The organism is Pseudomonas lalkuanensis, assembly GCF_008807375.1.
Classification (GTDB): domain Bacteria; phylum Pseudomonadota; class Gammaproteobacteria; order Pseudomonadales; family Pseudomonadaceae; genus Metapseudomonas; species Metapseudomonas lalkuanensis.
In genome coordinates, this window is record NZ_CP043311.1 from 3638302 (window position 1) to 3655764 (window position 17463).

The window sequence follows — 17463 nt, forward strand, 5'->3', positions numbered from 1 at the left end:
CCGCTGGGGGCTTCCGTACTGGCCACGACAAAAAGCCCAGCATCCTGGCTGAGCCTTCTCATGACTGGCACATCCGTGTCGCGTGGCTACCCCACGTCATCACTGCCCGGAATGGACAGATCCTTCCCGTAACGCTGGAGTATCAAGTGTGCCGGCAACGACCATTCTGCCGTGCAGGACATTCGGATAATGCCGCAGCAACCAGCCGACTTCCTGCCGGACAGAATCTGGTAGGTCGGCATTACGGGTCAGCCCGATCAGGAAATCCTGGGTCTGGAGTGCCGATTCAGTGCGTCTGTTCGGGAAGTTCATGCGGTACCTCCTGTAAAAGGCAGGTCTTCGATTGGATAGCTGATGTTTCCGCAGCCCTTCGATTTCGCCAGGGCAAAAACAGCAGAGAGGTCACTGTACGGAATCCGGGCGGTCGCCGGCATAGTCGATCACAGCGATCGGTTGTCGTGGTTCAGGGAACGTTTCTGTAGAGGATCGACTCCATCTGCCACCCGGTCGGTACTTGCAAGACGGGCCAGGACGAAATGGCCATGGTCGACCGCTGCTTGCGCGTGAAAGGCATCGACGGTCTGCGGGTGATCGAGCCTCGGTCATGCCGCCCCTGGTGGGCGGCAATTCCAACGCCGCCTCCATCATGATCGCCGAACGCGGCGCCGAGTGGGTCGACTCGGCTTGAGGCGCCGGCAAGAAGCTGCGTCATGACGGGCCAGGCGGGTTGGTACCGCTACTCGATGTTCATGGTGGCGCTGATCTCGCTGTCGGCATCCTGGGTGGTCGCAGTCCTGTTTTCACCATTGCTCGGCACCCTGATCCTGCCGGAATCGCTGCCGAATCACGGCCATGGCGGCGGTCGCGGCCTTCGTGGCGCAGCTCGGCGACATTGCCCTGGTCGGCATGATCGTCCGCAACGCGATCATCCTGATCGAAAAGGTCGACATCAATGTCGGCGCGGGCCAGCGTAGGCCCCCAGCCTACTGCTTGATCGCCTGGAGGTAGTCCTTCAGGGTTTTCTCGTCGGCAGCCTTCACCGTCATGCCCTCCGGGCCGGTGCCCACATCGGTGAGAGGCGACCATCGTCCACTTCGGTGACGAAACCAGGCTTGTCGAACTGGCTGGCAAAGGCGGTGGCGGTCAACAGGCTGGTCAGCACCATTGCACCCAAGGTCAGTTTTTTCATCGTACAGCTCCCGTGTGGGTTGAGGTGCGACTGAAACCAAGGTGACTGTCATGACAAGTTCATGGCGATATTCGAATATGCGAGTAACCGGATGTTTCGGGTGACTGCTGGTGAGGCGAACAGCCTAACTTGAGGCTTACAGCCATTTCCGCCAGCTTTCGCAGGCCGATTCCCCTTGCGATACATCCAGTCGGCTTTACCTAATATACGAAAATTCATATATTCGAAAAACCATATCTACCCAAGAGCATGGCCATGACCTCCAAGACCCGCGTGCTGTTCGTTTGCACCGCCAACGCTGCCCGATCCCAGCTCGCCGAAGCGCTGCTTCGGCACATCGACTCCGAGCACTTCGAAGCGTTCAGCGCGGGTACCGCACCAGAGGGGATCCACCCACGTACTCTGGCTGAGCTACAGCACCTGGGTATCAGTACCGAGGGCCTGCGCAGCAAGTCCGTCGACGAGTTCGCTGGTGAGCGCTTCGACTATGTGATCACCCTCTGCGACAAGTCGGCGCTGGAGTGCCACGCATTGCCCGGTGCCAGCGAGGTGCTGGCCTGGCACTTCGAAGATCCGGCCAGCAGTGACAGGCCTGACGCCTTCCGCCGCGCCGCACAGGAAATCGCCGAACGCATCAAGATGTTCGTTCTGGTGAAAACCAAACGTTGAGAACGCTATGACCGACCATCTGACCCCGACCACCGTTTTCAAATGCCTGGCCGACGAAACCCGCGTTCGCCTGATGCTGCTCATCACCCGCGAGGAGGAGCTGTGCGTCTGCGAACTCACCTGCGCCCTGGATGAGAGCCAGCCGAAGATTTCCCGCCACCTGGCGCAACTGCGCACTTGTGGCTTGTTGGCGGATCGCCGCCAGGGGCAGTGGGTGTACTACCGCCTGCATCCCAACCTGCCGGATTGGGTACACAGCGTGCTGACGACGGTACTGGAGGCCAACAAGCATTGGCTGAGTCCCGATTCGAAGCGACTCGATGGCATGGGCGACCGGCCCGAGCGCGTCGCCGCCTGCTGCTGAGCGCAGGCCAGAGCCCCGTTTGGCCGATATGGATAGTCCGATGAAAGTCCTGTTTCTCTGCACCGCCAACAGCTGCCGCAGCATTCTCTCCGAAGCCGTGTTCAACCACCTGGCACCGGCTGGCATGCAGGCCTATAGCGCCGGTAGCCGGCCAACAGGGGCGGTGCACCCCATGAGCCTCCAGACGCTGGAGAAGGCCGGCATCCCAACGGACGGGCTGAGCAGCAAGTCGAGCGATGCCCACCAGGATCTCGCCCCGGACTTTGTCATCACCGTGTGCGACAGGGCCGCTGGCGAGGCCTGTCCGGTGTTCTTCGGCCCGGCCATGAAGGCGCACTGGGGGCTGGCCGACCCCTCCGAACACACCGGCTGCTCCGACGAGATCGAAGCGGCCTTCGACGCCACGCTGGAGCGGATCAAGACCCGTGTCCGGGCCTTCCTGGCGCTGCCGTTGAAGCAGATGAGCAGCGAGCAGCTCAAGGCGGAGCTGGCCTTGATCGGCACCCTTTAACCTTGGAGACATGACCATGGGCAACAGCCGTCTCGCCTTCCTGGATCGTTATCTGACAGTCTGGATTTTTCTTGCCATGGCCATCGGCGTAGGGCTTGGCAGCCTGTTCGAAGGACTGCCGGCCTGGCTGAACAGCCTGTCCGTGGGCTCGACCAATATCCCCATCGCCATCGGCCTGATCGTGATGATGTACCCGCCGTTGGCCAAGGTGCGTTACGAGGAACTGCCGCAGGTGTTCAAGGACAAGCGCATCCTGGCGCTATCCCTGGCGCAGAACTGGGTCATCGGGCCGGTGCTGATGTTCGTCCTGGCGGTGGTGTTCCTGGCGGACAAGCCCGAATACATGACCGGCCTGATCCTGATCGGCCTGGCCCGCTGCATTGCCATGGTGCTGGTGTGGAACCAGATCGCCGGAGGAAACAACCAGTACGTCGCCGGGCTGGTGGCCTTCAACAGCATCTTCCAGATCCTGTTCTTCAGCGTGTACGCCTGGATATTCCTGGGCCTGCTGCCGCCACTGTTCGGCCTGGAGGGCAACGTGATCCAGACCAGCTTCGTCGATATCGCCGAGTCGGTGTTGATCTACCTGGGCATCCCGTTCCTGGCCGGCTTCCTGACCCGAAAATTGCTGATCCGTCGGAAAGGCGAGACCTGGTACCACGAGCGCTTCATCCCCCGCATCAGTCCGCTGACCCTGGTGGCGCTGCTGCTCACCATCGTTGCGATGTTCAGCCTGAAAGGCGACATGGTGCTGCAACTGCCACTGGATGTCCTGCGCATCGCCATCCCGTTGACCATCTATTTCGTGGTGATGTTCTTCCTCAGCTTCTGGATGGGCAAGCTGCTGGAAGCTGACTACCCACGCACCACAGCGCTGGCCTTCACCGCCGCCAGCAACAATTTCGAACTGGCCATTGCGGTGGCCATCGCGACCTTCGGCCTGGCGTCCCCTGTGGCCTTTGCCACTGTGATCGGGCCGCTGGTGGAAGTTCCCGTACTGATCTCGCTGGTAGGCGTGGCCTGGTGGCTGAAGCGCCGCTGGTTTGATCAGCCGAAGGGCGCGCTTGCTGAGGAGTAGAACCATGACCGACGACCACATTCCGAACCTCGATGCCGACCTGGTTGACCTGCCCAACCTGGACAAGCTGGGCAGTCCGCTGTCGGCCATCCACAAGCCACGCATCCTGCTGCTCCATGGCTCGACCCGCGAGCGTTCGTTCAGCCGCCTGCTGACCCACGAAGCCGCCCGCCTGCTGGAGCATTTCGGCGCGGAAACGCGGATCTTCGACCCCTCCGGGCTGCCGCTGCCGGATGACGCCCCCGACAGCCATCCCAAGGTGCAGGAGCTGCGCGAACTGGTGCTCTGGTCGGAAGGCCAGGTCTGGTGCTCGCCCGAGCGCCACGGCGCGATGTCGGCGGTGTTCAAGGCGCAGATCGACTGGATTCCCCTGGCCCTGGGCGCCATTCGCCCCACCCAGGGCAAGACCCTGGCGGTGATGCAGGTCTGCGGCGGTTCGCAGTCGTTCAACGTGGTCAACCAGCTGCGTGTGCTCGGGCGCTGGATGCGCATGTTCACCATCCCGAACCAGTCCTCTGTGCCCAAGGCCTACCTGGAGTTCGACGAGGCGGGTCGGATGAAGCCTTCGGCTTACTACGACCGCGTCGTCGACGTCATGGAAGAACTGGTGAAATTCACCGTGCTGCTGCGCGAGCGCGCGGACTACCTGGTGGACCGCTACTCCGAACGCAAGGAATCGGCGGAAGCACTCTCCAAACGCGTCAATCAACGCGCCATCTGATCCAGACAGCCCTACGAGAACACGAGCATGAGCATGAGCATCAAAGTCGGTATCAACGGTTTCGGTCGTATCGGTCGCCTGGCGCTGCGCGCCGCCTGGGACTGGCCCGAACTGGAGTTCGTGCGGATCAACGACCCGGCGGGTGACGCCGCCACCCACGCCCACCTGTTGAACTTCGATTCGGTGCACGGCCGCTGGCGGCACGAAGCGGGCAGCGAGGGCGATTGCGTGGTGATCGGCGGCAAGCGCCTCCAGGTCACGGCCAACAAGGCCATCGCCGACACCGACTGGAGCGGTTGCGACCTGGTGATCGAGGCCAGCGGCAAGATGAAGACCGTCGCGGTACTCCAGGCCTACCTGGACCAGGGGGTGAAGCGCGTGGTGGTCTGCGCGCCGGTCAAGGAAACGGGCGCGCTGAACGTGGTCATGGGCGTCAACCAGCACCTGTTCGACCCGGCACGGCACCGCATCGTCACCGCCGCGTCCTGCACCACCAACTGCCTGGCCCCGGTGGTCAAGGTGATCCACGAGAACCTCGGCATCCTCCACGGCTCCATCACCACCATCCACGACCTCACCAATACCCAGAGCATCCTCGACCAGCCGCACAAGGACCTGCGCCGTGCCCGTGCCTCGGGCATGAGCCTGATCCCCACTACCACCGGCTCGGCCACGGCCATTGCCGAGATCTTCCCCGAGCTGCGCGGCAAGCTGAACGGCCACGCCGTGCGTGTGCCGCTGGCCAACGCCTCGCTGACCGACTGCGTGTTCGAAGTGGAACGCGCCACCACGGCCGAGGAAGTCAATGCGCTGCTCAAGGCGGCCGCCGAAGGCCCTCTGCAGGACATCCTGGGCTACGAAGAACGCCCCCTGGTGTCCATCGACTACCGCACCGACCCGCGCTCATCGATCATCGATGCGTTGTCGACCCTGGTGGTCAACGGCACCCAGGTGAAGGTCTACGCCTGGTACGACAACGAGTGGGGCTACGCCAATCGCGCGGCGGAACTGGCCCGCCTGGTCGGCGCGGCGGAGTAACCCGGGATCATGCAGGCGTTCTCAGCCCTCTCCGCGCAAGTGCGCCAATACCTGCTGGTCACCGGCAACTACTGGGCCTTCACCCTCACCGACGGCGCGCTGCGCATGCTGGTGGTGCTGCACTTCCACACCCTGGGCTACACGCCGCTGCAGATCGCCGCGCTGTTCCTGTTCTACGAGATCTTCGGCGTCATCACCAACCTGGTGGGCGGCTACCTCGGTGCCCGCCTGGGGCTGAACCGCACCATGAACATCGGTCTCGGGATGCAGGTCGTCGCCTTGCTGATGCTGGCTGTGCCGACGGCCTGGCTCACCATCCCCTGGGTGATGGGGGCACAGGCGCTGTCCGGCATCGCCAAGGACCTCAACAAGATGAGTGCCAAGAGCTCCATCAAACTGCTGGTACCGGACAGCCAGCAGGGTACGCTCTACCAGTGGGTGGCCCTCCTAACCGGTTCGAAGAATGCGCTCAAGGGCGTGGGCTTCTTCCTCGGTGGCGCGCTCCTCGCCTTGCTCGGTTTCACCGGGGCCGTGCTGGCGATGGCGGCGCTGCTGGCTCTGATCTGGCTGGGCAGCCTGGTGCTGCTGAAGAAGGACCTGGGCAAGGCCAGGGCGAAGCCGAAATTCCGCGACATCCTGTCGAAAAGCCGGGCGGTCAACGTCCTCTCGGCGGCGCGCCTGTTCCTCTTTGGCGCCCGCGATGTCTGGTTCGTGGTGGCGCTGCCGGTCTACCTGAGCCAGGTGTTCGGTTGGGACTTCTGGCTGGTTGGCGGCTTCCTCGCCGCCTGGATCATCGGTTACGGCATCGTGCAGTCCTTCGCCCCGCACATCACCGGCAAACAGCGCGGCCATGTGCCGGACGGCCGTGCCGCTTTCACCTGGGCCCTGGTCCTGGCCGGGCTTCCCGCACTGATCGCCCTGGGGCTCGCCGCCGACGGGTCGGAACAGGCGGTGTTGCTCGGAGGATTGATGCTGTTCGGCGTGCTGTTCGCGGTGAACTCGTCGCTGCACAGCTACCTGATCGTCAGCTACGCCAAGGAAGATGGCGTCTCGCTGGATGTGGGCTTCTACTACATGTCCAACGCGCTGGGCCGTCTGCTCGGCACCCTGCTCTCCGGCTGGGTGTTCCAGCAGTACGGGCTCGCAGCCTGCCTCTGGGTTTCCAGCGGATTCGTGCTACTGGCGGCACTGATTTCCATCGCGCTGCCTCGGCACCAGACACCAGCCTCGTGAGGCTGGCGTCCCGAGAGGTCAGTTGTAGTCGCTGCCTGGTGTTCTCGATCTGCAGAACGGCCACCACAGCTGGGCACACCAGGGGTCGCCAGGGTCGTCGGAAATGCCGTAGCGCTTCGGATAGGCTCGCCTCGCTACTGCTGGGGCATTTGACGAATGGGGCGAGAGGCCGGAAATAAAAAGGCCCCGCAGAGGGCGGGGCTTCTTTTTGAAGCAGGTGCTTACAGGGCGCGAACCTGTTCAGCCTGAGGACCTTTCGCCCCGGCGGTGACGATGAAGCTCACGCGCTGACCTTCGTCCAGGGTCTTATAGCCGTCGCTTTCGATCTGGCGGAAGTGGACGAACACGTCCGGCCCCTGCTCGGGGGTGATGAAGCCGAAGCCCTTCTCGGCGTTGAACCACTTAACGGTACCGTTTTGGCGAGTTGCCATGATGTTATCTCCAAGGTGTAGAAATAGCGGTCAGGCAAAGGCCTGGCCATGACTGGATGCGAAGTGAAGCGTGCCGAGGAGATGGAACATCGAGAGGACAGAACATCAAAACGGTGCCGCAAGACTGAGCAGGCAGTGGCGGAAGGATACAGGGTCTAGGGAGATTAGATAGCTCTTTCTGGATCGCCGGCTATCTGGGAAGCGATTTGGGACGGTCGGCCGATTATCCGGGGCGGGGCTGGATGGGGATTGCGTCGTGCCAGGCGATTCGCTCACCTGCAACCGACCGTCGCCGCGGCCTTCATCCAAGAGTCAGCCCGAGTGAGCAGCAGGAAGCTACCGTTCACACTCTCTAGCAGCATGTGCACCCGAACGAAATAACAGCGGGCCGTCAATTCCATTTGCCAGGTTGAGCCTCACATAGGAGAACCAGCTTCGGCACTCTTTCGCCACCGGTTTTTTCGCAGGCAAAGAAAAAGCCCCTGATCTCGTTAGAAATCAGGGGCTTATCTATACGGAAAGTGGCGGTGAGGGAGGGATTCGAACCCTCGATACGGTTTCCCGTATACACACTTTCCAGGCGTGCTCCTTCAACCGCTCGGACACCTCACCGGAATCTCTTCGAGGCGTTGGCCCCGTCGAGGTGCGCTAATTTAGTGGAGTGCTTTTCGGAATGCAAACACTTTTTTCATAAATTTCATGCGTTTATGAAAATTTCTTTCGCCTGCCTTTTTCCCCTGGTGCTGTCAAGGGGCTAACAGGGGGCGTTGGGCGTGTTGGTGGAAGGCATACGCCGAGGGCCGCGCGCGGGCTGACTATCCGGTCAGTCTCAGTCCTTTACCTCCACGGTGGCGCTGAGTAACGTCGGTCGACTTCTTAACAAGGAACCTGCCATGAGTGAGCTGATCTCCTACCAACTCGAAGACGGCATCGCCACCCTGACCCTGAGCAACGGCAAGGTGAATGCCATCTCCCCGGACGTGATCGCTGCTTTCAACGCTGCCCTGGATCGCGCTGAACAGGATCGCGCCATCGTGATCATCACCGGCCAGCCGGGCATCCTTTCCGGTGGTTACGACCTGAAGGTAATGACGTCCGGTCCGCAGAACGCCGTCGCCCTGGTCGCCGCCGGTTCCACCCTGGCTCGCCGCATGCTGGCGCACCCCTACCCCGTCATCGTCGCCTGCCCGGGCCATGCCGTGGCCAAGGGCGCCTTCCTACTGCTGTCTGCGGACTACCGCATCGGCGTGGAAGGCCCGTTCAGCATCGGCTTGAACGAAGTCCAGATCGGCATGACCATGCACCACGTCGGCATCGAGCTGGCGCGCGATCGTCTGCGCAAGTCGGCCTTCCATCGCTCGGTGATCAACGGCGAGATGTTCGACCCTCAGGGCGCGCTGGATGCCGGCTTCCTCGACAAGGTGGTACCCATCGAGCATCTGCAGGAGGCTGCGCGTGCCGCCGCCCTGCAACTGAAGAAGATCAATATGACCGCCCACCGCAACACCAAGCTCAAGGTGCGCAAGGCGCTCCTGGAGACCCTGGACGCGGCCATCGAGCTGGACAAGCAGCACCTGGCCTGATCCCGGGACACGGAAAAGCCCCGCAATGCGGGGCTTTTTCTTTGGGGCCGGGGTTACATGGAATCGCCGTTGTCGTCGCCCGGCTCGCCACCGACGTGCTGGCCGTGATCGTCGCCGACGTCGTGATCCGCGCCATCGTCCGCACCCTGGCCGACGCCATGGGCTTCACCCACGTCGTGGCCGGCTCCATCATCCGCCCCGTGGTCGCTATGGTCACTGCCGCGGCCGCTATTGCCGGAGTGGCCACCACCGTCACCGCTGTGACCACTGCCATGACCACCGCCGTCGCCACCGTGGCCGCCGCTACCACCTCCGCCATGGCCGCCGCCTCCTCCTCCACCGCCCCCTCCACCGCCCCCATCCTTGGCGTAGGCGCTCGAGGGGCTGGAGAAATCACCCGGCAGGACGATGAACGACAGGCTCACAACCGAGCAGATCACCGCCGCCAACAAGCACTTCTTTAGCGTCATGGCAGGCCCCGCTTACGTGGAGGGTTATCTCCTGAACACTAGCGGTCGTAACAAGATATTTCAGACCGACTGACCGGCGGCGGGCTGTCGGGAGAACTGCGCCAGCCCGCTTACAACCGCCTCCACCACGGTTGCCGGCGCGCGCAGCCAGGCGCTGTGGGCATTCTCGGACGCGGGTCTTGGTGACGGCAGCATGTGCACTGAAGGCTGCTCCTGGATCAGCGCCGCCAGCCCCCGGGTTGAAGCTTCGGGCGCGAAAGGGTCGCCGATCAGTCCGATGTAATGGGATGGCGTCGAGTTGGCGTGGGCGGGATGCAGCGCCAGCCCGAGGTGGTCGAAGTTGCCGCTCCAGGCCACCCGCCCCCATTCCTGCATCAGGCTGCGCGCTTCATGGCCACCGAAACCGATGGTCTTGCCCGGCAGATAACCGAACACCGCCGTCAGCAGGTTGAAGATCACCGAGACGCTGGGCGTCAGCAACCGATGCCGACCTTTCCAGTTGCGGTAATGGATGTTGCCGCAGGCGATGCCCACCACCGTGACCTCGGCATCCGGGTTGGCGGCCGCGTAGAGGGTCGCGACGTGCCCGCCAAGGCTGTGCCCCACCAGCACCGGGCGGCCATGTGGGAAGTGTCCGCGGGCAATCGCCAACAGGCTCGGCACGAACTCATCCACCAGGTCGCGGTAACCGTAATCCAGGTGCCGGCTCGGCCGCGGACCGCTCTCTCCCTGGCCGGGCCAATCCGCCACCAGCACGTGGTTGCCGGCTGCCACCAGGCCAAGGGCGAAGTTCTCGTACTTGCGCGCCGCCACACCGAGCGCCGGCAGCAGAATCAGTACCGGCCCGGAAACGGCCGAGCGATAGACACGATAAGGGCAATGGAAGCGACCTGCGGAAAAACGAAAAGCCTCGGTCACCTTGTTCTCCTTGTTTCAATCGAGGGGCGTGAACAATCTAGAGTTAATACTCTAGAAACGCCATTGCAGAACCTCGGGCTTCGGCAAGACTCAGAGGATCAAGCGGGTTAATCTCCGCGTCACATTTCCCGACAACGGATCAAGGAACAGCTGAACCATGGGTCGAGTCGTTGCCGCCGCTGTGTACGCCAAGGGCCGGAAAGTCACCGACATAACCCTCGATGAAGGCCTGCAATGGGCCAGCAAGCCGGGGCACTTCGTCTGGATCGGCCTGCATGACCCCGGTGCAGAGGAGCTTAGCAACCTGCAGAGGCAGTTCGACCTGCACGAGCTGGCTCTGGAAGACGCCCTCACCCGCCACACCCGGCCCAAGCTGGAAACCTTCGGCGATGCCCTGTTCCTGGTGGTCTACTCGCCGATCGAGGTGAACGGTGATCTGCAGTTCATCGAGACCCAGCTGTTCGCCGGCAAGGGCTACATCATCAGTGCCCGCTATGGCGAATCCGCCCCCTACTCCCGTGTTCGCCAGCGCTGCGAAGCCCGCCCGCTGCTGCTCGAGCATGGCGAGGATTTCGTTCTCTACGCGCTGCTCAGCTTCGTGATGGAAAACTATCGACCGTTGATGGACAGCTTCCATTCGGAGCTGGAGGAAATCGAACAGAACGTGCTGGACCGCCCGCTCGGCCAGGCCGACGTCGAACGCATCCATTGCCTGCGCCGCGACCTGCTGCGCCTGCGCCGCTACATCGGCCCCATGGGGGAAATCTGCGAGGAGCTGCAGCGCCTGGACTTCCCCTTCATCGACAAGCACATGCGGCCTTACTTCCGCGACATATCCATTCACGTCAAGCGCCTGCTGGAGGATCTCACCGGCCTGCGTGAAATGGCCGATCACGCCATCGAGATCGGCCTGCTGCTGGAGTCTTCGCGGCAAAGCGTGGTACAGCGCAAGTTCGCCGCCTGGGCCGCCATCCTCGCTTTCCCCACGGCCATCGCCGGCATCTACGGGATGAACTTCCAGTACATGCCGGAGCTGACCTGGCATTACGGGTACTTTGGGGTGCTGGGGGTGGTAGCGACAGGCTGCACCGCGCTCTATGCAAGCTTCAAACACTACGGATGGCTGTAACGCGACGCGTCGCCAAGCCAGATCAGGCCCAACGAAAAAAGCCCGCCATATGGCGGGCCCTTTCATGGGGGAAGCGAGGATCAGGCGGCGCGGTCGCGGGCGATGAAACGCATCATCCATTCGGCAACGGCGGCACCCTGGTGGTCGCGATCCAGGCTGCTCACACCCTGCTTGTAGACCTCATCGCCGAGGAAGTCCTGGCGCAGATCCAGAATGGCGCGGGAGTAGTCAGCGACGAACTCCGGATGCCCCTGGAAGCACAGCACCTGATCACCAACGGAATAAGCCGCGTTCGGGCAGAAATCACTGGAGGCCAGCAAGGTGGCGTTCTCGGGCAGCTGGGTAACCTGGTCCTGGTGGCTGATCAGCAACGTCAGGTCGTCCAGTGCAGGGGTCATCCATTCCGGTTTCTGCTTCAGCTGGTAGCTGTGAGTACCGACACCCCAGCCCTGGGTCGCTCGCTCAGTGCGCCCGCCCAGCAAGAGTGCCAGCAGCTGATGGCCGAAGCAGACGCCCAGTAGCTTGTCACCGGCTTCGTAGCGCGCCAGCAGGAACTCCTTGAGCTTCAGGATCCAGGGGTCGGTCCCGAAGGAGTCGGCCTTGCTGCCGGTAACCAGGTACGCGTCGAACTTCTCGCCCTCAGGCGGGTAATGCCCCTGCACCACGTTATAGACACTGAACTCCGCGGCAATCGGTTGCTTGGCGAACAGCTGCTCGAACATAAGGCCGTAGCCCTTGTACTGGTCGATCAGTTCGGGGCGGAGAATGTCAGTTTCGAGAATGCAGATGCGAAGTGGCATTAGCTCATGGTTCCTGAAATGCAGAGAGGCTCTATGTGGTGGAAATGTGCGTTTTATTTAACACAGTGACGATGTGATTGAAATACCGCCTGGTCTCCCTCTCCATAGCCTGCGCCTAACGGTCCGATAGACCGCTCCGGCCCTCCTTGCGCCCCCTCGGAGTCCGCGAGGCCACACCGCTCTACCGCGGGGCTTTCCGAGCACGTCAAGTAAAATTGACGGCGCCTCGGGAAACTATTGGTTCCATCGATAGTTACCATGCTTGAAGGTCGTTTTTTCATCGAAACGATTTTCGCGACTCTACGCCCATCCCAAGTCCCCCTGGTCGCGGAGTCCAGTCATGAGCAACCCCACCATCAAGTACGCACGCAACGGTGCCCTCGCCAGCCTCGGCCTGTATTTCGTCGTGGTGATGGTGGTCCTCGCGGTCAGCTTCGGTTACGAGCGCGGACGCATCGGCGTCAGCCCCACGGACGCATCGGTGAGTTTCTACCAGCAGCTGAGCCAGAGCATCCCGGTACTGCTGGCAAGCCAGAAGAAGCCCAGCGGCAGACACCAGGGCTGATGACAGGCACAGGCGATCACGACGATGAAACAGCAACGGAACCGGCTCTACTTCCTCACGGCCCTGGCCGTCATGACCAACGGCTTCTCGTTGATCGGCTGCGCCCATGGCTCAGTCGGCGCGGTCGCCAAGAACATCGAGGCCAACCACAACATCAACCGCGGCATCACCACCGAACTGTCCCTGCGCGGCCATTCCAGCAATCCGCCGCAGCGCGACCTGCCGCAGTTGCCCGAGCCTTTCATGCTGGAATGCCTGGACAAGGGCACCTGCGTCTGGATGGGTTGAGAGCCAATCACTGAAACGCCATGGCGAGCCGCTCCGCGCCGCCCTGGCGACGACCACCTGGGCGACAAACGGGCCACGAATGGCTGCAACCATCTGGCGTGAAATTCCGTCATACCCGTCAACTTCCGGTAGACTGCCGCCCCGTTTTTCACTCAAGGGAACGCAGCAGTGTTCATCAAGGCATTACGAGTCGGCCTGGGCCAGTTGATCATCTTCCTCGACTTCATCACCCGTCCGCGCAAGCTGCGCCGCACCGCCGAGGCGCAAGCCCGGGTGGCGGAAGAGACCGCCAGCCTTGCGCTCTACCAGTTCAACGCCTGCCCCTTCTGTGTGAAGACCCGCCGCGCCTTGCACCGGCTGAATCTGCCGATCACCCTGCGCGACGCGAAGAATGATGAAGGTCATCGTGCCGCCCTGCTGGCCGGTGGCGGAAAGATCAAGGTGCCCTGCCTGCGCATCGAGGAAAACGGTGAAAGCCGTTGGATGTACGAGTCCAACGACATCATCCGTTATCTGGAAAGCCGTTTCGCCAAGGCGTGACCTGCACCGCGCGCAAAAAAAACCGGCTCACATTGAGCCGGTTTTTTTATGCGCCGCTGGAAGCTAGAAGCGTTCGCCCCTGGCCGCCTTGTCCAGCAGCAGCGCCGGCGGTTCGAAGCGCTCGCCGTACTGCTCGGCCAGGTAGCGGGCGCGGGCAACGAAGTCGCGCAGGCCGTACTGGTTGATGAACTGCAGCACGCCGCCGGTCCATGCGGAGAAGCCGATGCCGAAGATGGAGCCGATATTGGCGTCGGCCACGGAGTGGAGCACGCCCTCCTCCACGCAACGCACGGTTTCGATGGCCTGGATGAAGAGGATGCGGTCGCGCACGTCTTCCTGCGGGATCTGCCGGTCGGCTTTCTCGAAGCGCGCCTTCAACTCTGGCCAGAGGCGCTTCCTGCCGGCCGCCGGAGCGCCGGCCGCCGGATAGTCGTAGAAGCCGCCGCCCGCCGCTTTTCCCGGTCGCTTGTACTCGTTGACCATCAGGTCGATCACGGCGAAGGCCGGATGCTGCGGCATCACCTTGCCCTCGGCCTTGAGGTCTTCGGCGGTCTGGTTGCGGATGTGGGTCATCAGGCCCATGGAGACTTCATCGGAAATCGCCAGCGGTCCCACCGGCATACCGGCCTTGCGGGTTTCGTTCTCGATCATCGCCGCCGATACGCCCTCACCCAGCATGGCGATGCCTTCGTTGGTGAAGGTGCCGAACACGCGGGAGGTGAAGAATCCGCGGCTGTCGTTGACCACGATCGGAGTCTTCTTGATCTGCAGCACATAGTCGAAGCCACGGGCCAGGGTTTCGTCCGAGGTCTTTTCGCCACGGATGATCTCCACCAGCGGCATGCGATCCACCGGGCTGAAGAAGTGCAGGCCGATGAACCTCTCCGGACGGCTCACCGCCTGGGCCAGGCCGGTGATCGGCAAGGTGGAGGTGTTGGAAGCGACCACAGCATCCGGCAGCGCTGCAGCCTCGGCGGCGGCACTGACCTTGGCCTTCAGCTCGCGGTTCTCGAACACGGCCTCGATGATGAGATCGCAGCCGTCGAAGTCGGCGTCGCTGGCAGTCGGCTTGATGCGGGAGAGGATGGCATCGCGTTTCTCGGCAGCCATATGACCGCGGCTGACAAGCTGGTCGAGCAGGCCCTGGGAATAAGCCCTGCCCTTCTCGGCAGCCTCGACCGATACATCCTTCAGCACCACCTCGATACCGGCGACGGCGGATACGTAGGCAATGCCCGCGCCCATCATGCCGGCGCCGAGCACGCCCACTTTCTTCGTCACGTAAGGCGCGGGGCCCTTGGGTCGGGAGCTGCCGGCATTGATCTCGTTCAGCTGGAACCAGAAGGTGCCGATCATGTTCTTCGCCACCTGGCCGGTGGTCAGCTCGGTGAAGTAACGCGCCTCGATCAGTTGGGCGGTGTCGAAGTCCACCTGGGCGCCTTCGACGACGGCACACATGATCTTCTCCGGTGCCGGGAAGCAGCCCTTGGTCTTGTCACGCAGCACGCTCGGCGCGATAGCCAGCATCTGCGCCACGGCAGGGCTGGACGGGGTACCACCGGGAATCTTGTAGCCGGGGATGTCCCAGGGCTGCGCCGCCTTGGGGTTGGCGGCGATCCAGGCGCGGGCCTTGGCCAGCATGTCCTCCGGCGTCTGCGCCAGGTCGTGGATCAGGCCAGCCTTGAGTGCCTGCTCCGGGCGCACCTTCCTGCCTTCGGCGAGGTACGGCAGCGCCTTCTCGATACCCAGCAGGCGCACCATGCGCACCACGCCACCACCGCCCGGCAGCAGGCCTAGGGTCACTTCCGGCAGGCCGAGCTGCACGCTGCTGTCATTCAGGGCGATACGGTGATGGCAGGCCAGGCAAATCTCCCAGCCACCGCCCAGGGCGGCGCCATTGATGGCGGCCACCACCGGTTTGCCGAGGGTTTCCAGGCGGCGCAGCTGGCCCTTGAGGCCAAGCACCATCTGGTAGAAGGCGTTGGCTTCGGCCTTGGTGACCTTGATCAGTTCATTGAGGTCACCGCCGGCGAAGAAGGTCTTCTTGGCCGAGGTGATAATCACTCCGGCGATGCTGTCCTTCTCGGCTTCGAGGCGTTCGACGGTCTTGCCCATGGCTTCGCGGTACACCGCGTTCATGGTGTTGGCGCTCTGGCCGGGCATGTCCATGGTCAGGACGACGATATTGTCCTGGCCTTTTTCGTAACGGATGGCGTCTGTCATTTTTCTTCTCCGCCTCAAACCTTCTCGATGATCGTTGCGATACCCATGCCGCCACCCACGCACAGGGTGGCCAGGCCGTAGCGCAAGTTGCGCGCTTCCAGCTCGTCCAGCAGGGTGCCGAGGATGGCGCAACCGGTGGCGCCCAGCGGGTGACCCATGGCGATGGAGCCGCCGTTGACGTTGACCTTCTCTTCCGGCACGCCCATGTCCTTCATGAACTTCATCACCACCGAGGCGAAGGCTTCGTTGACCTCGAACAAGTCGATGTCCGCCACGCTCAAGCCGGCCTTGGCCAGGGCCTTGCGGGTGGCCGGCGCCGGGCCGGTGAGCATGATGGTCGGGTCGGTGCTCGTCACCGCCGTGGCAACGATGCGCGCGCGGGGTTTGAGGCCCAATTCCTTGCCCTTGGCGGCGGAGCCGATGAGCATGGCGGCCGCGCCGTCGACGATGCCGGAGCTGTTGCCAGGGGTGTGCACATGCTCGATGCGCTCGACCTGGCTGTACTTGCGCAGGGCGGTGGCGTCAAAGCCCATCTGCCCCATCATCTCGAAGCTGGCCTTGAGCGCGCCCAGGCCTTCGAGGGTGGAGTCGGCGCGGATGAATTCGTCATGGTCGAGCAGGACGATGCCGTTCTGATCGGTGACCGGCACCAGGGACTTCTTGAAGGCGCCATTGGCACGGGCATTGGCGGCCTTCTGCTGGGAGCGCAGGGCGAAAGCGTCGACATCCGCGCGGCTGAAGCCCTCCAGGGTGGCGATCAGGTCGGCACCGATGCCCTGGGGCACGAAGCTGGTGTGGAAGTTGGTTTCCGGGTCCATGGCCCAGGCGCCACCGTCGGAGCCCATGGGCACGCGGGACATGGACTCCACGCCACCGGCCACCACCAGGTCCTCGAAACCGGAGCGCACCTTCATCGCCGCCAGATTCACCGCTTCCAGGCCCGATGCGCAGAACCGGTTGATCTGCTGGCCGGAAACGGTCTCGTCCCAATCGGCCACCAGCGCGGCGGTCTTGGCGATGTCGGCGCCCTGGTCGCCCACCGGGGTCACGCAACCGAGGACGATGTCGTCCACCTGGCTGGTGTCCAGGTCATTGCGCTCGGCCAGGGCACGCAGCAGCCCGGCGATCAGGTTGACCGGCTTGACGCTGTGCAGAGCGCCGTCCTTCTTGCCCTTGCCGCGGGGCGTGCGCACCGCGTCGAAAATGAATGCTTCGGTCATGGCGTCCTCTTGAGGCAGCTAGGCGGCACCGCTGGTGCCTGTTGTTCTTGTGCGTGGACCACCGGTGTCCCGGCAGGCTGTGGCTACCTTATCGCTATAGGCCAAGTGCTCAATGACGGAAATGCTCAGGCCCATTGACCGCTGCGCTCAGACGAACGGTCAGTTGATGGCCAGTTGCTGGCCAAGGTGAAAGGGAAGTGTCTGGCTTCGGGGCTGGTCAATGGCCATCAGCCGCGCTCAATAGCCGGGGATTACTAACACCATCGCACTAGTTACCAACCGATATAAGCGCAATGTGATGCCGGCCCTAGAGTTTGAAATGCAAGTAGCCACTGCCGGGATATGCCGGGGTGGCCGTTTATCAAAAGCCACGGGGGAAGGTGAGGTTCCGGGCCGGCCGTAGGGAGCCCTGACCGACGCGCCTCCAACAACAACAAAGGCAGTTGGCCATGTTCAAGCAGCCGAAAATGCGGCAAGCGAGCCTGATCGTCTT

The 17463-nt window shown here is 62.9% G+C and carries 21 protein-coding genes, 1 tRNA gene and 1 pseudogene; 14 read left to right on the top strand and 9 right to left on the bottom strand.

Annotated features, from left to right (window positions below):
* Positions 1 to 99: 99 nt before the first annotated feature.
* Complete coding sequence (locus tag FXN65_RS16970; protein ID WP_151134579.1) at positions 100 to 312, bottom strand: BPSL0761 family protein; 213 nt, start codon at positions 310 to 312, stop codon at positions 100 to 102.
* A 170-nt stretch (positions 313 to 482) separates the two neighbouring features.
* Here FXN65_RS16970 and FXN65_RS16975 point away from each other — a divergent pair.
* A pseudogene (locus tag FXN65_RS16975) lies at positions 483 to 688 on the top strand (GMC oxidoreductase); the annotation flags it as partial.
* A gap of 164 nt (positions 689 to 852) precedes the next feature.
* Positions 853 to 1008, top strand: a complete 156-nt coding sequence (locus FXN65_RS27955; RefSeq protein WP_178119350.1) for a hypothetical protein — start codon at positions 853 to 855, stop codon at positions 1006 to 1008.
* 34 nt (positions 1009 to 1042) lie between these two features.
* Here the strand turns inward: FXN65_RS27955 and FXN65_RS16985 are convergent, their stop codons facing one another.
* Positions 1043 to 1189 carry a hypothetical protein gene (locus tag FXN65_RS16985; RefSeq protein WP_226284048.1) on the bottom strand — a complete coding sequence of 49 codons (147 nt, stop codon included), beginning with the start codon at positions 1187 to 1189 and terminating at the stop codon, positions 1043 to 1045.
* A gap of 255 nt (positions 1190 to 1444) precedes the next feature.
* Here FXN65_RS16985 and FXN65_RS16990 point away from each other — a divergent pair, with 255 nt between their 5' ends.
* The 7 genes from FXN65_RS16990 to arsJ are packed head-to-tail and all read left to right on the top strand — an operon-like array spanning position 1445 to position 6803.
* Complete coding sequence (locus tag FXN65_RS16990; protein ID WP_151134583.1) at positions 1445 to 1858, top strand: arsenate reductase ArsC; 414 nt, start codon at positions 1445 to 1447, stop codon at positions 1856 to 1858.
* Between the two features lie 7 nt (positions 1859 to 1865).
* A complete protein-coding gene (locus FXN65_RS16995) occupies positions 1866 to 2222 on the top strand; it encodes a metalloregulator ArsR/SmtB family transcription factor (RefSeq protein WP_151134585.1) in 357 nt (118 codons plus the stop codon).
* Positions 2223 to 2262: 40 nt separating this feature from the next.
* On the top strand, positions 2263 to 2733 hold the full coding sequence (locus FXN65_RS17000) for an arsenate reductase ArsC (RefSeq protein ID WP_151134587.1): 471 nt from the start codon (positions 2263 to 2265) through the stop codon (positions 2731 to 2733).
* Positions 2734 to 2749: 16 nt separating this feature from the next.
* Positions 2750 to 3811: an ACR3 family arsenite efflux transporter gene (gene arsB, locus FXN65_RS17005; protein ID WP_151134589.1), complete on the top strand. Its 1062-nt coding sequence runs from the start codon at positions 2750 to 2752 to the stop codon at positions 3809 to 3811.
* Positions 3812 to 3815: 4 nt separating this feature from the next.
* A complete protein-coding gene (arsH, locus tag FXN65_RS17010) occupies positions 3816 to 4532 on the top strand; it encodes an arsenical resistance protein ArsH (protein WP_151134591.1) in 717 nt (238 codons plus the stop codon).
* Between the two features lie 33 nt (positions 4533 to 4565).
* Entirely contained in the window at positions 4566 to 5570 is a 1005-nt protein-coding gene (locus FXN65_RS17015) for an ArsJ-associated glyceraldehyde-3-phosphate dehydrogenase (RefSeq protein WP_151134593.1), read from the top strand.
* A gap of 9 nt (positions 5571 to 5579) precedes the next feature.
* Entirely contained in the window at positions 5580 to 6803 is a 1224-nt protein-coding gene (gene arsJ, locus FXN65_RS17020; RefSeq protein WP_151134595.1) for an organoarsenical effux MFS transporter ArsJ, read from the top strand.
* A gap of 221 nt (positions 6804 to 7024) precedes the next feature.
* On the opposite strand, the gene FXN65_RS17030 is transcribed toward arsJ, so the two are convergent.
* The gene (locus tag FXN65_RS17030) at positions 7025 to 7234 is read right to left on the bottom strand and encodes a cold-shock protein (RefSeq protein WP_151134597.1); all 210 of its coding nucleotides are present in this window, start codon (positions 7232 to 7234) and stop codon (positions 7025 to 7027) included.
* Between the two features lie 522 nt (positions 7235 to 7756).
* Positions 7757 to 7846 (bottom strand) — tRNA-Ser (locus tag FXN65_RS17035).
* 281 nt (positions 7847 to 8127) lie between these two features.
* Between FXN65_RS17035 and FXN65_RS17040 the strand changes: the two genes are divergently transcribed.
* Entirely contained in the window at positions 8128 to 8817 is a 690-nt protein-coding gene (locus tag FXN65_RS17040; RefSeq protein ID WP_151134599.1) for a crotonase/enoyl-CoA hydratase family protein, read from the top strand.
* A 53-nt stretch (positions 8818 to 8870) separates the two neighbouring features.
* On the opposite strand, the gene FXN65_RS27960 is transcribed toward FXN65_RS17040, so the two are convergent.
* Positions 8871 to 9287, bottom strand: a complete 417-nt coding sequence (locus FXN65_RS27960) for a hypothetical protein (RefSeq protein WP_178119351.1) — start codon at positions 9285 to 9287, stop codon at positions 8871 to 8873.
* Between the two features lie 60 nt (positions 9288 to 9347).
* Positions 9348 to 10205 (bottom strand): alpha/beta fold hydrolase, encoded by an 858-nt coding sequence (locus FXN65_RS17050; protein ID WP_151134601.1) that lies wholly within the window; start codon positions 10203 to 10205, stop codon positions 9348 to 9350.
* A gap of 157 nt (positions 10206 to 10362) precedes the next feature.
* Here FXN65_RS17050 and FXN65_RS17055 point away from each other — a divergent pair, with 157 nt between their 5' ends.
* Entirely contained in the window at positions 10363 to 11334 is a 972-nt protein-coding gene (locus FXN65_RS17055) for a magnesium and cobalt transport protein CorA (RefSeq protein ID WP_151134603.1), read from the top strand.
* A gap of 80 nt (positions 11335 to 11414) precedes the next feature.
* Here the strand turns inward: FXN65_RS17055 and FXN65_RS17060 are convergent, their stop codons facing one another.
* Positions 11415 to 12134 (bottom strand): amidotransferase, encoded by a 720-nt coding sequence (locus tag FXN65_RS17060; protein WP_151134605.1) that lies wholly within the window; start codon positions 12132 to 12134, stop codon positions 11415 to 11417.
* A 340-nt stretch (positions 12135 to 12474) separates the two neighbouring features.
* Between FXN65_RS17060 and FXN65_RS17065 the strand changes: the two genes are divergently transcribed.
* From FXN65_RS17065 to FXN65_RS17075, 3 genes are all read left to right on the top strand, one after another.
* Positions 12475 to 12699 (top strand): hypothetical protein, encoded by a 225-nt coding sequence (locus tag FXN65_RS17065; RefSeq protein ID WP_151134607.1) that lies wholly within the window; start codon positions 12475 to 12477, stop codon positions 12697 to 12699.
* 24 nt (positions 12700 to 12723) lie between these two features.
* On the top strand, positions 12724 to 12987 hold the full coding sequence (locus FXN65_RS17070) for a hypothetical protein (protein ID WP_226282173.1): 264 nt from the start codon (positions 12724 to 12726) through the stop codon (positions 12985 to 12987).
* A gap of 168 nt (positions 12988 to 13155) precedes the next feature.
* Complete coding sequence (locus tag FXN65_RS17075) at positions 13156 to 13527, top strand: glutaredoxin family protein (RefSeq protein WP_151134609.1); 372 nt, start codon at positions 13156 to 13158, stop codon at positions 13525 to 13527.
* A gap of 63 nt (positions 13528 to 13590) precedes the next feature.
* On the opposite strand, the gene FXN65_RS17080 is transcribed toward FXN65_RS17075, so the two are convergent.
* Both FXN65_RS17080 and FXN65_RS17085 read right to left on the bottom strand, forming a co-directional pair.
* A complete protein-coding gene (locus FXN65_RS17080; RefSeq protein ID WP_151134611.1) occupies positions 13591 to 15750 on the bottom strand; it encodes a 3-hydroxyacyl-CoA dehydrogenase NAD-binding domain-containing protein in 2160 nt (719 codons plus the stop codon).
* A 14-nt stretch (positions 15751 to 15764) separates the two neighbouring features.
* Positions 15765 to 16970, bottom strand: coding sequence for an acetyl-CoA C-acetyltransferase (locus FXN65_RS17085; RefSeq protein WP_151134613.1), 1206 nt, complete (start codon positions 16968 to 16970; stop codon positions 15765 to 15767).
* Positions 16971 to 17463 lie beyond the last annotated feature (493 nt).

Bases quoted from the DNA above. Each gene is read 5' to 3' on its own strand.
- FXN65_RS16990 (WP_151134583.1), top strand. From the start codon at position 1,445: ATGACCTCCAAGACCCGCGTGCTGTTCGTTTGCACCGCCAACGCTGCC.
- FXN65_RS17065 (WP_151134607.1), top strand. From the start codon at position 12,475: ATGAGCAACCCCACCATCAAGTACGCACGCAACGGTGCCCTCGCCAGC.
- FXN65_RS17060 (WP_151134605.1), bottom strand. From the start codon at position 12,134: ATGCCACTTCGCATCTGCATTCTCGAAACTGACATTCTCCGCCCCGAA.
- FXN65_RS16985 (WP_226284048.1), bottom strand. From the start codon at position 1,189: ATGAAAAAACTGACCTTGGGTGCAATGGTGCTGACCAGCCTGTTGACC.
- FXN65_RS27960 (WP_178119351.1), bottom strand. From the start codon at position 9,287: ATGACGCTAAAGAAGTGCTTGTTGGCGGCGGTGATCTGCTCGGTTGTG.
- FXN65_RS27955 (WP_178119350.1), top strand. From the start codon at position 853: ATGGCGGCGGTCGCGGCCTTCGTGGCGCAGCTCGGCGACATTGCCCTG.
- FXN65_RS17055 (WP_151134603.1), top strand. From the start codon at position 10,363: ATGGGTCGAGTCGTTGCCGCCGCTGTGTACGCCAAGGGCCGGAAAGTC.
- FXN65_RS17030 (WP_151134597.1), bottom strand. From the start codon at position 7,234: ATGGCAACTCGCCAAAACGGTACCGTTAAGTGGTTCAACGCCGAGAAG.
- FXN65_RS17070 (WP_226282173.1), top strand. From the start codon at position 12,724: ATGAAACAGCAACGGAACCGGCTCTACTTCCTCACGGCCCTGGCCGTC.
- arsH (WP_151134591.1), top strand. From the start codon at position 3,816: ATGACCGACGACCACATTCCGAACCTCGATGCCGACCTGGTTGACCTG.
- FXN65_RS17085 (WP_151134613.1), bottom strand. From the start codon at position 16,970: ATGACCGAAGCATTCATTTTCGACGCGGTGCGCACGCCCCGCGGCAAG.
- arsJ (WP_151134595.1), top strand. From the start codon at position 5,580: ATGCAGGCGTTCTCAGCCCTCTCCGCGCAAGTGCGCCAATACCTGCTG.
- arsB (WP_151134589.1), top strand. From the start codon at position 2,750: ATGGGCAACAGCCGTCTCGCCTTCCTGGATCGTTATCTGACAGTCTGG.
- FXN65_RS17040 (WP_151134599.1), top strand. From the start codon at position 8,128: ATGAGTGAGCTGATCTCCTACCAACTCGAAGACGGCATCGCCACCCTG.
- FXN65_RS17015 (WP_151134593.1), top strand. From the start codon at position 4,566: ATGAGCATCAAAGTCGGTATCAACGGTTTCGGTCGTATCGGTCGCCTG.
- FXN65_RS16970 (WP_151134579.1), bottom strand. From the start codon at position 312: ATGAACTTCCCGAACAGACGCACTGAATCGGCACTCCAGACCCAGGAT.
- FXN65_RS17080 (WP_151134611.1), bottom strand. From the start codon at position 15,750: ATGACAGACGCCATCCGTTACGAAAAAGGCCAGGACAATATCGTCGTC.
- FXN65_RS16995 (WP_151134585.1), top strand. From the start codon at position 1,866: ATGACCGACCATCTGACCCCGACCACCGTTTTCAAATGCCTGGCCGAC.
- FXN65_RS17000 (WP_151134587.1), top strand. From the start codon at position 2,263: ATGAAAGTCCTGTTTCTCTGCACCGCCAACAGCTGCCGCAGCATTCTC.